Source organism: Streptomyces sp. NPDC107559 (assembly GCF_055657365.1).
The window spans coordinates 1-12,732 of the sequence record NZ_JBVKBD010000009.1 but is presented as its reverse complement, the minus strand read 5'-3'; the positions used below and the strand labels follow the sequence as shown (position 1 = coordinate 12,732).

The following is a 12,732-nucleotide window of genomic DNA, read 5'->3' as shown; positions in this document are numbered from 1 at the left end:
CCGTGTCTTCTGCCCGCCGTCCGTTGCTGACCGCCACCGCCGCGGGAACCCTTCTGGGGGCCCTGTGGTTCGTGCCGTCCGCGAACGCGTCCCAGAACAGCCCGGCGGCGTCGCAGCCTTCGACGACCGCGTCGGCCCAGGCCACCACCCAGGCGCGGACCATGTCCGCGACGACGACCGACGCCGCCGACGACGCGACCGTCGGCACGGCCACGGGCGACGGGACGGAGGGGACCCGGCTCGCCGACACCGGAAGCTTCGACACCACCCCGTACACGGTGGGCGGAACCCTCTGCCTCGCCATGGGCGTGGGCTTCGTGGCCTACGCGGTCCGTCGCGAACGGCTTGGTTTTTAAAGAACTTGACGGTTCTTTGACTCAGCCTTCATAGTCCGCTCATGAAGAGATCAACGGGGGCGCGTCTCGGCGCCACGGCTGCCGTGAGCGTGCTGTCACTCGCCCTCATCACGGGCTGTTCCGGAGACGGTTCCAAGGACACCGCGGACGCCAAGGCGTCTGGTTCCACCGCGTCAAAGACCACTGCTCCGGCCGCGAAGGCACTCGGCGCGGCCGAGCTGGAGAAGCTGCTGCTCACCCAGGGCGAGGTCAAGGGCTACAAGGTCGACTCCGGGGACGACACGCTGCCGAAGTCCAAGTCCGAGGTGCAGACGGACAAGGCGGAGTGCGCGCCGCTCGCCTGGGCGACCGCCGGTCTGGCCCCGGGCGAGACGGCCGCCGGTGCCAGCAACTCCGTCCAGCAGGCCAAGACGTCGGACAAGTCCGTCCCCGCGGAGGACGCCAGTGCGGAGGACGTCGCGAACGCCTTCGACATCACCATGACGTTCGTGGGCCTCTCCTCGTACGAGGGCGACGGCGCGCAGAAGGCCCTGAAGGCCGTCAGTGACGGGGTGAAGGCCTGTTCCGGCGGGTACGGCCTCAAGGCCGACGGCGAGGACACGAAGGTCACCAAGGTCACCGCGGCGAAGGGCGCCGGCGGCGGCGACGAGTCCGTGGCGTTCGCCGAGCTGGTCGACATGGACGGCGAGGGCACGGCCACCTTCAACACCGAGGTGATCCGCAAGGGCAACACGGTCGCCACGTTCTACACGGTGAACTTCGCCGCGTTCGCGACCGGCGAGGCCATGGACAACCCGGCCGCCGTGGTCCAGGCACAGGTCGCCAAGCTCAAGTAGGCGCGAGGCGGGCTCGCGAGCGGCCGCGGGCGGACCCGCGAGCCGCCGAGAGGTGAACGGGGCCCCGCCGTCCGGCTCGGACGGCGGGGCCCCGTTCCGTCCTAGAACAGCGGTCCGGTGACCGGCTCCACGGCCGCCACCAGCAGCCCCGCGCGCACGAACGCGTCCGCGGCGGCCAGGTCCGGCGCCAGGAAGCGGTCCGGTCCGGGGCCCTGCACCCCCGCCGCCCGTACGGCGTCGATGGCCGCCTGCGAGGCCGGGGCCGGGGTGAGGCCCTCGCGCAGCTCGATGGCGCGGGTCGCCGCGTACAGCTCCACGGCCAGCACGCGCGCGAGGTTGTCCACGGCCGTACGCAGCTTGCGGGCGGCCGACCAGCCCATGGAGACGTGGTCCTCCTGCATGGCGGAGGACGGGATCGAGTCCGCCGAGGCGGGCACCGCGAGCCGCTTCAGCTCGCTCACCAGCGCCGCCTGCGTGTACTGAGCGATCATCAGCCCGGAGTCGACGCCGGCGTCGTCCGCCAGGAACGGCGGCAGACCGTGGCTGCGGTTCTTGTCCAGCAGCCGGTCGGTACGGCGCTCGGCGATGGACGCCAGGTCGGCGACGGCGATGGCGACGAAGTCGAGGACATAGGCCACGGGCGCGCCGTGGAAGTTGCCGTTGGACTCCACGCGTCCGTCGGGCAGGACCACCGGGTTGTCCACGGCCGAGGCCAGTTCGCGCTCGGCGACCAGCCGGGCGTGCGCCAGGGTGTCCCGGCCGGCGCCCGCGACCTGCGGGGCGCAGCGCACCGAGTAGGCGTCCTGGACCCGCGGGGCGTCGTCCTGGTGATGCCCGGTCAGACCCGAACCCTTCAGCACGGCCAGCATGTTGGCGGCGGCCGCGCCCTGACCCGGGTGCGGGCGGATGGCGTGCAGCTCGGGGGCGAGGACCTTGTCGGTGCCGAGCAGGGCCTCCAGCGACAGCGCGGCGGTGATGTCGGCGGACTTGTAGAGGGTGTCGAGGTCGGCGAGGGCCATCACCAGCATGCCGAGCATGCCGTCGGTGCCGTTGAGGAGGGCCAGACCCTCCTTCTCCCGCAGCTCGACGGGGGTGATGCCGTGCTCGGCGAGGAGTTCGCCCGCGGGTCGGACGACCCCGTCGGGACCTTCCGCGTCGCCTTCGCCCATCAGGGTGAGGGCACAGTGGGACAGCGGCGCCAGGTCGCCGGAGCAGCCGAGGGAGCCGTACTCGTGCACGACCGGGGTGATGCCGGCGTTCAGCACGTCGGCCATGGTCTGCGCGACCTCGGGCCGCACACCGGTGTGTCCGGAGCACACGGTCTTCAGCCGCAGGAACATCAGGGCCCGTACGACCTCCCGCTCCACGCGCGGGCCCAGGCCGGCGGCGTGCGAGCGGACGATGTTGCGCTGGAGCTGCGCGCGCAGCTCGGGGCTGATGTGCCGGCTCGCCAGTGCGCCGAAGCCGGTGGAGACGCCGTAGACGGGCTCGGGCTTGGCCGCCAGCGCGTCCACGATCTCGCGGGCCGCGGCGAGGGCCGCCACCGCCTCGTCGGAGAGCTCGATCCGGGCGCCGTCGCGCGCCACGGCGAGAACGTCGGACGCGGTGACCCCGGACGTCCCCACCACCACAGTGTGCATATCCATATTCAGGAGCGTACGCACTGAATTCCAAGATGTCACCAGTGGGTGGGCGGTGCACCCCTTACCGACTCCGTCACACGCCGGACCGGCGTCAGCGGCGCCCGCGGAAGCGGCGGCGCTCCGGGCTCGCCTCCCGCGAGGGCGCGTCCGCCAGCCGTACGACGGGGTCGTCGGGCCCCTCCCGCCCGGCGACGACCGGCCGGTCCGCCCGCAGCGCCTTGGCCCGGTACTGGGCCGCGTCGGCCAGCCGGAACAACCGGCGGGCCGAGCGGACGGGTCCGATGGCGTCCTCGGTGCACGCCACCCCGCAGGCGACGCCGTCGCCCAGCTCCAGCTCGGCCGCGCGGCGGCACAGCTCGCCCGCGGCCGTCACCACGTCGTCGGCGGGCGGCCCGACGGCGAGCAGGCAGAACTCGTCGCCGCCGAGCCGGGCGGCCAGCGCTCCGGGCAGCATCGCCCCGCACAGCGACAGGACGGACCCGAACCGTTCGAGGAGCCGGTCGCCGACGGCGTGCCCGCAGGTGTCGTTGACCCGTTTGAGGCCGTTGAGGTCGCAGACCACGAGGCCCACCGCGGCGCCCTCGCTCCGGTGCCGTTCGATCGCCTCGTCGAGGCGCATGTCCACGGCGCGGCGGTTGGCGAGCCCGGTGAGCGCGTCGGTGAAGGCGAGTCGGCGCGCCTCCTCCAGCCGCTCGGTCTGGGCGATCCCGGCGGCGACGACGGAGGCGAGGACGGTGGCGAAGTCGGCGTCGCCGCGGTCGAAGACGGGCGCGCCGGCCGCGCGGGCGACATAGAGCTCGCCCCAGGCGCGGCCGTGCATCACCAGGGGCGCGACCACGCAGCACCCCCGCCCCCGCCGCCGCAGCGAGGCGACCCGCTGATGGCAGTAACCGGAACCACCGGAGGCCGCGCCGAAGGCGGTCTCGACCCAGGCGTCGGGCTCCCCGCCCGCGGCCCAGCGCTCGTGCAGGAACTCGGTGATCTCCGGGAACTGGTGCACGGGATAGGCCTCCCCCTCGGGGAACTCCTCCTCGTCCGGGGCCCGGTCGCCCACGTTCACGAGCACCCGCAGCCGGCCCAGCTCCCGCTCCCAGACCGACAGCGCGGCGAAGTTCCCCGACAGTGCGCGGCAGGCCCCGAGGGCCGCCGCCCGCCATGACTCACGGGGAGTGCGGGCCGCGGCCATCCCCTGCGCCAACGCCACCACGCCCGCGAGCCGACTGTCCTCACCCATCACCCCAGGTTAGGGAGGTTTCATGACAATCGGGGCATTGATACGGCGAACAGGTGGACGGACGACGGGTGCCGGTCCGGCGGCGGGGACGGGTGGACGCAGCCCCCGGGCAGGCCCGCCGCCGGGCAGGCGTCAGCTCACTCGCCCGGCCACTGGGGCCTGCGCTTCTCGTTGAACGCCGCCACGCCCTCCGCCCGGTCCCCCGAGAACGCCACCGACCGCCACGCCGCGTCCTCGACCTCCAGGCCGGCCCGCAGGTCGAGGCCGTGCCCGAGCCGCAGCGCCCGCTTCGCGGCGCGCAGCCCCACCGGCGAGTTGGCGGCGATCCGCGACGCCAGCGCCAGCGCCTCCTCCCGGTCGCGCCCCTCCTCCACGAGCACGTCCACCAGGCCCAGCTCCCGCGCCTCGGCGGCCTCGACCCGGCGCGCGGTGAAGATCAGCTCGGCGGCCCGCGCGGCCCCGATCCGGCGCGGGAGCAGCTGGGTACCGCCACCGCCCGGAAGCACACCGACGGAGACCTCCGGCAGCCCGACCACCGCCGTGCCGTCGGCCACGATCAGATCGCAGGACAGCGCGAGCTCGAAGCCCCCGCCGAGCGCGAACCCGTGCACCGCGGCGACCGTCGGCACCGGCAGCTCCAACACCCCGGTGTACGCGCCCCGCGCCACCGGCCGCTGCCGCATCAGGTCGGCGTCGGTGAAGGAGTTGCGCTCCTTCAGGTCGGCGCCCACGCAGAACGCCCGCTCATGGGTCGAGGTCAGCACGACGGCCCGTACGTCCCGGTCGTCGCCCAGCGCCGTGCAGGCCGCGGCGATCGACCGGGCCATCTCGGTCGAGACCGCGTTCATGGCCTTGGGCCGGTCGAGGGCCAGCTCGGCGACATGCCCGTCACCGTGCCGCCTCACCAGCACGAACTCCCCGAACCGCTCCTCGCTCATGACACCCTCCGGTTAACGCGGGTTAACATCCGACTCCGCCCGATCATCGCAGCCCGATCCCGCGGGGGAAAGAGCGGGCTCCGGCGCGGGCGGCCTCCGCGATCACACCCGATTACCCGTTCGAGTGACATCTCGCCCAACCGACGGCCGATCGCCCACCGCAGCGCATAACGTGCGCTCCGCCATGGCGCAACGGGGGCGCGGGCGCATCGGGAGGGATCACGATGACGGACACAGCGGTCGAGAAGACCGCACCGATCAACAAAACCGAGAAGGCCACCACGACGGCCGCCGAAGGCGCGACGGGCACGCCGGGCGCACCGCGCAGTGCGAGCACGCCGGGTAGCGCGGGCGTGGCGGGCGGCATGGGCGTGGCGGGCACGCCGGGCGCGTCGAGGTCGCCGGGCACGTCGGGCGCACCGGGTAGTGCGGGCCCGGCAGGCACGCCGGGCAGTGCTGGCACGCCGGGCGGCACGGGCGTGACGGGCACGCCGGGCGCGTCGGGGGCGCCGGACCCGGTGGAGGCGGTGGCCGCAGCGGGCGCAGCGAACGCGCCGGGCACAGCAGGCTGGGCGGATACGCGAGCCATGCCGGAAGCAACGGCCACGGCGGGCGTGGCGGGCCGGGCGGGCACAGCGGGCCGGGCGGGCGCCGCGGGCGCGGGGGATGCGCCGGGCGCGCAGGAAGCTGCGGGGGTGCTGGGCGCGGCAGGTGCCGTTCGGGGCGGGGTCGGCAAGGGGCCCGGCGGTGTGCGGCGGCCGTTCGGTGTTCCGGCGCCGGTCGGCGTTCGTCCCTGGGCTCCCCGGGGGCGGCACCGCAGGCCGCGCCCGCGCAAGGTGCTGCTCGCGGCGGGCGGGCTCGCGCTGGCCGCCGGTGTGCTGAGCCTCGTACGGATGGCGCCCGATTCCGGTGTCGGCGGGCCCGGCACGGCGGAGGCCGGGCCCAGCCCGGACATCGGCGGGGACCGGTCGCCCGGCGCCGCCGCCACGGACGCGGCCGTGCCCCGGGTGAGCCCTTCGTCGACCTCCGTGACGGGCGGGTCGGGCCCGGTCGTGACCACCACCCGCGTCACCCCCGTCCCGGCGGACCCGGCCCGGGCATCGGCCTCCGCGCTCCCCCCGGCGGCGGCCTCCGCCGCGGGCCGCACCGCTGTCCCCGCGTCCACGCCGGCACCCCGTACGCAGGTCACGGGCGCCGCCACCCCGCACCCGACGGCCCCGGGACCCGTACCGGCACCGGCAACTGCCACGCCAGCGGACCACCAGGACGAGCAGGACGGGCAGCAGGACGGGCAGGGCCCGCAGGACGTGCCGACGACGCCGGGGCTGTGCGTGCCGGTCATCGGCCTGTGCGTGGACGCGCTGGACCTGGGGACCGGCCTGGGTGCCCGCTGACCCGGCACCGGCACAGGCAGCCGGAAACCGGAAACCGGAAGCCGAGCCGCTACCGCTGCTCGCCGTCGCGACGGGTGAGCAGCCACGGCTCGACCACACCGAGTCCGCGCACCGGCCGCTGCCACATCGGCCGCAGCGCGAAGCGGTACGTCGGCGGCTCCTCGCCCTCCTTCTCGGCGGCGGCCGCGGCCTCCGCCGCCTCCGCCTCGGAGACCGGCGCCTCGCCGGTGCGGATGAGCTCCTGCGCGAAGGCCCCGTCGACGAGGACGGCGTCGCGCGGGGCTATCGAGGTCAGCCGTGAGGCCAGGTTGACCGTCGTGCCGAAGACGTCGCCCATCCGGGTCGTCACCGTGCCGAAGGCCATGCCGACCCGCAGTTCGGGCATCGTCTCGTCGTTGGCCATGGTCTCGATGAGCCGCAGCGCGATCTCCGCGGCGACCCCCGCGTCGTCCGCGGCGAACAGCACCTCGTCGCCGAGCGTCTTGATGAGCCGTCCGCCACGGGCCGCCACCAGGTCGGCGGAGGTCGTCTCGAAGGCCTCGACGAGCTCGCCGAGCTCCTCCTCCTCCATCCGCCGGGTCAGCCGGGTGAAGCCGACCAGGTCGGCGAAGCCGACGGCCAGGCGCCGGTCGACCATCTCCTCGTCGTCGGCGGCCTGCACGACCCGGCCGGCCGAGGCGGCGAGCTGACGGCGCCAGACGTAGACGAGGAACTCCTCCAGTTCGGGCAGCAGCAGCTCGACGATCGGGTACGTCACCTCGGTGCGGGTCATCCCCGGCTCGGGCGGCTCGGTCAGTCCCTCCAGGAAGGAGTCCATCTGCCACTCGGCCAGCCGGGCGGTGGTCTGCCCGGTGGACCTGGCCACCTGCACGGCCATGGCCTCGCTGAGCAGGCCCGCCTCCACGAGACCGGCCAGCCGGCGCAGGGCCAGCACGTCCGCCTCCGTGAGCGCCTTGGCCTGGCCGATGTCGGCGAAGCCCATGGCCCGCCAGAACCGCGACGCCAGCTCCATGGAGACACCGGCGCTACGGGCCGCCTGGAAGGGGGTGTAGCGCCGCTCGGCGCCCAGGATCAGCTGTTCGAGACGCAGGGCGAGGGGGTTCCCGTCGGATTCGGCACCCTGCGGCTCATTGCGCTCGGGCGAGGACGAGAACGGGGGTGGATCGACCCGGCCGTCCGCGTCCGCGCCGGAGCCCGTGTCGTCGACGGTCACGCCTGTTGCCCTTCCGATCTGCCACGGTCAGGTATCGACCGGCCTTTACTCTACGGCAGGTGTGCGCCAGCTCACTCCGTCAGGTGGAGCCGACGTTTCCTTCCCGTGCGCGTGCGTCACCGGGCATCGTCGCAGGCCGGTGCGGGCCCCGCCGGGTACTCGGCAGACCCGGACCCGCCGCCGCTCCGACGGCCCGGACGCCGGGCGGGCCGGATGACAAGGACCGGCCCTTCCATGACACCCGCCCGACGGTCCGCCCGCACCTCAGGCAGGTCGCAGATGCACGATGTCGCCCGCTCCGACCGGTTCCTGCACCCCTTCGCCGGTGGCCAGCACCAGCCGTCCGTCCCCGTCGACCGCCACCGCCTCGCCGACGATCGAACGGTCGCCCGGCAGTTCGGCCCGCACGGTCCGGCCGAGCGTCGCGCAGCCCGCCGCGTACGTCTCCTGGAGCCCGCTGGAGACCGGATCGCCGCCGGCGTCCCGCCAGCGTCCGTACCAGTCCTCCAGGGCCCGCAGCACGGCCCGCAGCAGCGGATCCCGGTCGGTGGCCGCCGCCCCGGCCAGCAGCAGCGAACCGGCACCCGGCACCGGCAGCTCGTTCTCGCGGAGCGTGACGTTGACCCCGACGCCGATCACGACGCCGTCCTCCCCGGCACGCTCCGCGAGGATCCCGCCCGCCTTGCGCTCCTCGCCCCCGACCGTGACCAGCAGGTCGTTGGGCCACTTCAGGGCCGTGTCCACGCCCGCCGCGCGGGCCAGTCCGGTCGCCACGGAGACCCCGGTGAGCAGCGGCAGCCAGCCCCAGCGGGCCACCGGCACGTCACTGGGCCGCAGCAGGACGGAGAAGAACAGGCCGGAGCGGGGCGGTGCCGACCAGTGGCGGTCCAGGCGGCCCCGCCCGGCGCTCTGTTCCTCGGCGACGAGAACCGCGCCCTCGGCCACCTTGCCGTCCACGGCCCGGGTGACCAGGTCGGAGTTCGTGGAGCCCGTCGAGGGCACCACCTCCAGCTCCGTCCACAGGCTTCCCGGGCGCACCAGCGCGCGGCGCAACGCGCCCGCGTTGAGGGGCGGACGATCCAGATCGGACCAGGGACTGTCGTTTCCGTGGGAGTCATCTTGCGGCGTCATGCAAGCCACCCTAGGTGTGTGAAACGCCGCACTGCCGAACGGTAGGGCCGCCACTACTCTACGGATGAGTAACCGTCCCCCCTTTTGAGCAGGCAGGGAGCCGTATCCCGATGTCCGAGCCGGAAGAGATCGACATCCACACCACCGCGGGCAAGCTCGCGGATCTCCAGCGCCGTATCCAGGAAGCGACGCACGCCGGTTCGGAACGCGCCGTCGAGAAGCAGCACGCCAAAGGCAAACTGACGGCGCGTGAGCGCATCGAGCTGCTCCTCGACGAGGACTCGTTCGTCGAGCTGGACGAGTTCGCGCGGCACCGCTCCGCCAACTTCGGGCTCGACAAGAACCGCCCTTACGGCGACGGCGTCGTGACCGGTTACGGAACCGTGGACGGCCGGCCGGTGGCCGTGTTCTCCCAGGACTTCACCGTCTTCGGCGGTGCGCTGGGCGAGGTCTACGGGCAGAAGATCGTCAAGGTCATGGACTTCGCGCTGAAGACGGGCTGCCCGGTCATCGGCATCAACGACTCCGGTGGCGCCCGGATCCAGGAGGGCGTCGCGTCGCTGGGCGCGTACGGCGAGATCTTCCGCCGCAACACCCACGCCTCCGGTGTCATCCCGCAGATCAGCCTGGTGGTCGGGCCCTGCGCGGGCGGCGCGGTGTACTCCCCCGCCATCACCGACTTCACGGTCATGGTCGACCAGACCTCGCACATGTTCATCACCGGCCCCGACGTCATCAAGACCGTCACCGGCGAGGACGTCGGCTTCGAGGAGCTGGGCGGCGCCCGTACCCACAACTCCGTGTCGGGCGTGGCGCACCACATGGCCGGGGACGAGAAGGACGCCGTCGAGTACGTCAAGCAGCTGCTGTCGTACCTGCCGTCCAACAACCTCAGCGAGGCCCCGGTCTTCGCGGAGGAGGCGGACCTGTCCGTCACCGACGAGGACCTCGAACTGGACACGCTCGTCCCGGACAGCGCGAACCAGCCGTACGACATGCACACGGTGCTCGAACACGTCCTGGACGACGGCGAGTTCTTCGAGACCCAGCCGCTGTTCGCGCCGAACATCATCACCGGTTACGGCCGGGTCGAGGGCCACCCGGTGGGCATCGTCGCCAACCAGCCGATGCAGTTCGCCGGCTGTCTGGACATCAAGGCCAGCGAGAAGGCCGCCCGCTTCGTGCGGACCTGCGACGCCTTCAACATCCCGGTGCTCACCTTCGTGGACGTGCCCGGCTTCCTGCCCGGCGTCGACCAGGAGCACGACGGCATCATCCGCCGCGGCGCCAAGCTGATCTACGCCTACGCCGAGGCCACCGTCCCGCTGATCACGGTCATCACCCGCAAGGCCTTCGGCGGCGCGTACGACGTCATGGGTTCCAAGCACCTGGGCGCGGACCTCAACCTGGCCTGGCCGACCGCGCAGATCGCCGTCATGGGCGCGCAGGGCGCGGTCAACATCCTGCACCGCCGCACGATCGCGGAGGCGGAGGCCGCCGGTGACCTGGAGGCGACCAGGGCGCGGCTGATCCAGGAGTACGAGGACGCCCTCCTCAACCCCTACGTGGCGGCCGAGCGCGGCTACATCGACTCCGTGATCATGCCGTCGGACACCCGCCGCCACATCGTGCGCGGTCTGCGTCAGCTGCGTACCAAGCGGGAGTCCCTGCCCCCGAAGAAGCACGGCAACATCCCCCTCTAGACCCTGGAGCGGTTGTGACGATCAAGGTCGTACGGGGCAATCCGACCCCGGAGGAGCTGGCCGCCGCACTGGCGGTGGTCCGAGCGCGCGCCGCGGCGGCACAGGCCGTGCCGTCCGGCGCGCCCCTGCCACGGGACTCCTGGTCCGACCCGGCCCGGGTGGCCGCCCGTCCGGTGCCCCGGCCGGGCCCCACGGCATGGGCCAGGACCTACTGGCCCGGCTGAGCACATCGCGCGGCGGACCCCGTCGGTCCGCCGCGCGGTCTCCGACGGCACGGCATCGGCCACCACCGGCTTCCGGTGGTGGCCGCCGTCTTCACAGCGGGTTACGGACAAGTTGAGTATGCGTACTCAGGCGCCGCGCGCCGCGGCGCCGCACGCTCGTACACATGCTGTGGTCCGACCCCGAGAACGAGCCGCCGCCGGAACTGCGCGAGATGCAGCTCATGTTGCGGCGGCTGGGCGTTCTCATGGCGCTGGCCATGGTCCTCGCGATGATCCTGATCGGTCTGAGGTGAGTCCGGGCGGGGCCGCCGATACGCTGGCCGCATGACTGATCAGCCGCGCCGTCGACTCGTCCTCGCCTCCCAGTCCCCCGCCCGGCTCGGGCTGCTGCGGCAGGCCGGACTCGCCCCCGAGGTGCTGGTGAGCGGTGTCGACGAGGACGCCGTCACCGCGCCCACCCCCGCCGAGCTGGCCCTCGCCCTGGCCGAGGCCAAGGCCTCCGTCGTGGCGGCCCGCCCGGAGGTCCAGGGCGCGCTGGTGATCGGCTGCGACTCGGTGCTCGACCTGGACGGGCAGGCGCTCGGCAAGCCCGCCGACGCCCAGGAGGCCACCGCCCGCTGGAAGGCCATGCGCGGGCGGGCCGGCACCCTCCAGACCGGCCACTGCGTCTGGGACACCACGGCCAAGCGGTACGTGTCGGGCGTCGCCTCCACCGTGGTCCGCTTCGGCGAGCCCACCGACGCGGAGATCGCCGCCTACGTCGACTCGGGTGAACCCCTGCACGTCGCGGGGGCGTTCACCCTCGACGGCCGCTCGGCCCCGTTCATCGAGGGCATCGACGGCGACCACGGCAACGTGATCGGCATCAGCCTGCCCCTGGTACGACGGCTGCTGGCCGAGCTGGGCGTCGGCATCACGGAGTTGTGGACGCCCCGGGAGGGCTGATCAGGACGCGCCGGACACGGCCTCCGGGACCTCGTGGGCCTCGCGAGGCTCCTCCGGCTCGCGGAGGCCTGGCTTGCTCAGGCCTGGCTTGCCCAGGTCGGGCTTGCTCAGGTCGGTCCTGGGGGCGTCCTGCGGCCCCTGGGGGTACTCCGGGGCGTCAGGGCCTTCAGGGGCGTCGGAGCCTTCGGGGGCGCCTGGGCCCGCCGGGTGGCCGGAGTCGCCGGACACGGCCGCCGCGGGCCCTTCCTGACGGTCGTGCGTCATCAGCAGCAGCACGATCAGCGCGAGTACGACGACCATGAACGCGAAGGCGCTCCGGCCGAGCAGCCCCCAGGCGACGGCACCCAGCAGGCCGTGCACCACCGCCGCGCTGATCAGCAGGATCCGTCCGAGGACGGCGGGCGGCCGGTTGCGCACGCCGACCAGCAGCGCGGCCACGCCGCAGCACAAGAAGTACAGCCCGAAGACGAGCCCGCCGATCTTCGTCGCGGTCGCCATCGCCCCCAGGTCCAGCCCCGCCACCTTCATGTTCTGGCGGTCCGCGGCAACCCCCAGGAACCAGTTGAGGGCCGCGATCCCGACCGCCTCCACGAGGAACACGACCGCCAACAACCAAGCCACCGGTCTTCGCAGCACCGGCCCCCACCCACTTTCGACTGCCGTTCGAGCAGATCTGCCGTTACCCCAAGTACGTTTGGGACATCGCGAACGCTACTAACGGGTAAACCGTGGGACAAGGGTTCGGGGGAGGGCAAAGAATCGTTGGGCCATTCGTAGGGACTCCACAAAGAAACCGAGTGGGCCGCAGCACGCTCTCACAGAGACCTTGCCCACACCGGAGGGCTAGGGTTTTCGCAAGGAGTCCTGCGTACCGAGGTGCGACAAGGGATTTCGTGGGTCGGGCGCGCCTCGCATCACGCTCCGTGTGGGCAAGCTCACCATTGGGGATGGGTCGAAGTGGCGTGTCGGCAGTCCCTAAACTCGGCTTGTTTCAAGGAGGGAGCCTCAATCGTGCGCAAAGTGCTCATCGCCAACCGTGGCGAAATCGCTGTTCGCGTTGCCCGGGCCTGCCGGGACGCCGGGATCGGGAGCGTGGCCGTCTACGCCGACCCGGA

General features: G+C 73.0%; 14 protein-coding genes. 8 read left to right on the top strand and 6 right to left on the bottom strand.

Annotated features, from left to right (window positions below):
* Positions 1-2: 2 nt before the first annotated feature.
* On the top strand, positions 3-356 hold the full coding sequence (locus tag ACZ7OY_RS25320) for a hypothetical protein (RefSeq protein ID WP_471913484.1): 354 nt from the start codon (positions 3-5) through the stop codon (positions 354-356).
* Positions 357-397: 41 nt separating this feature from the next.
* Positions 398-1,192: a hypothetical protein gene (locus tag ACZ7OY_RS25315; protein ID WP_471913483.1), complete on the top strand. Its 795-nt coding sequence runs from the start codon at positions 398-400 to the stop codon at positions 1,190-1,192.
* Between the two features lie 101 nt (positions 1,193-1,293).
* On the opposite strand, the gene hutH is transcribed toward ACZ7OY_RS25315, so the two are convergent.
* The 3 genes from hutH to ACZ7OY_RS25300 form a co-directional block, all read right to left on the bottom strand.
* Positions 1,294-2,832: a histidine ammonia-lyase gene (hutH, locus tag ACZ7OY_RS25310; protein ID WP_471913742.1), complete on the bottom strand. Its 1,539-nt coding sequence runs from the start codon at positions 2,830-2,832 to the stop codon at positions 1,294-1,296.
* Between the two features lie 94 nt (positions 2,833-2,926).
* Positions 2,927-4,069: a GGDEF domain-containing protein gene (locus tag ACZ7OY_RS25305; protein WP_471913482.1), complete on the bottom strand. Its 1,143-nt coding sequence runs from the start codon at positions 4,067-4,069 to the stop codon at positions 2,927-2,929.
* Positions 4,070-4,206: 137 nt separating this feature from the next.
* Positions 4,207-5,007, bottom strand: a complete 801-nt coding sequence (locus tag ACZ7OY_RS25300) for an enoyl-CoA hydratase/isomerase family protein (protein ID WP_385527743.1) — start codon at positions 5,005-5,007, stop codon at positions 4,207-4,209.
* 224 nt (positions 5,008-5,231) lie between these two features.
* Here ACZ7OY_RS25300 and ACZ7OY_RS25295 point away from each other — a divergent pair, with 224 nt between their 5' ends.
* Positions 5,232-6,401: a hypothetical protein gene (locus ACZ7OY_RS25295; protein ID WP_471913481.1), complete on the top strand. Its 1,170-nt coding sequence runs from the start codon at positions 5,232-5,234 to the stop codon at positions 6,399-6,401.
* Between the two features lie 49 nt (positions 6,402-6,450).
* On the opposite strand, the gene ACZ7OY_RS25290 is transcribed toward ACZ7OY_RS25295, so the two are convergent.
* Both ACZ7OY_RS25290 and ACZ7OY_RS25285 read right to left on the bottom strand, forming a co-directional pair.
* Positions 6,451-7,614, bottom strand: a complete 1,164-nt coding sequence (locus ACZ7OY_RS25290; protein WP_471913480.1) for an adenylate/guanylate cyclase domain-containing protein — start codon at positions 7,612-7,614, stop codon at positions 6,451-6,453.
* A 264-nt stretch (positions 7,615-7,878) separates the two neighbouring features.
* Positions 7,879-8,745, bottom strand: a complete 867-nt coding sequence (locus ACZ7OY_RS25285) for a biotin--[acetyl-CoA-carboxylase] ligase (protein ID WP_471913479.1) — start codon at positions 8,743-8,745, stop codon at positions 7,879-7,881.
* A gap of 110 nt (positions 8,746-8,855) precedes the next feature.
* Between ACZ7OY_RS25285 and ACZ7OY_RS25280 the strand changes: the two genes are divergently transcribed.
* From ACZ7OY_RS25280 to ACZ7OY_RS25265, 4 genes are all read left to right on the top strand, one after another.
* Positions 8,856-10,448 carry an acyl-CoA carboxylase subunit beta gene (locus ACZ7OY_RS25280; protein WP_384735922.1) on the top strand — a complete coding sequence of 531 codons (1,593 nt, stop codon included), beginning with the start codon at positions 8,856-8,858 and terminating at the stop codon, positions 10,446-10,448.
* Between the two features lie 14 nt (positions 10,449-10,462).
* The gene (locus ACZ7OY_RS25275) at positions 10,463-10,672 is read left to right on the top strand and encodes an acyl-CoA carboxylase epsilon subunit (RefSeq protein WP_384735925.1); all 210 of its coding nucleotides are present in this window, start codon (positions 10,463-10,465) and stop codon (positions 10,670-10,672) included.
* 164 nt (positions 10,673-10,836) lie between these two features.
* On the top strand, positions 10,837-10,965 hold the full coding sequence (mmpB, locus tag ACZ7OY_RS25270) for a morphogenic membrane protein MmpB (protein ID WP_351615127.1): 129 nt from the start codon (positions 10,837-10,839) through the stop codon (positions 10,963-10,965).
* A 31-nt stretch (positions 10,966-10,996) separates the two neighbouring features.
* Positions 10,997-11,617, top strand: a complete 621-nt coding sequence (locus ACZ7OY_RS25265) for a Maf family protein (protein WP_351615125.1) — start codon at positions 10,997-10,999, stop codon at positions 11,615-11,617.
* Here the strand turns inward: ACZ7OY_RS25265 and ACZ7OY_RS25260 are convergent, their stop codons facing one another.
* Entirely contained in the window at positions 11,618-12,238 is a 621-nt protein-coding gene (locus ACZ7OY_RS25260) for a hypothetical protein (RefSeq protein ID WP_471913478.1), read from the bottom strand.
* A gap of 390 nt (positions 12,239-12,628) precedes the next feature.
* Here ACZ7OY_RS25260 and ACZ7OY_RS25255 point away from each other — a divergent pair.
* A partial coding sequence (locus ACZ7OY_RS25255; protein ID WP_184742946.1) for a biotin carboxylase N-terminal domain-containing protein occupies positions 12,629-12,732 on the top strand: 104 nt, incomplete at its 3' end.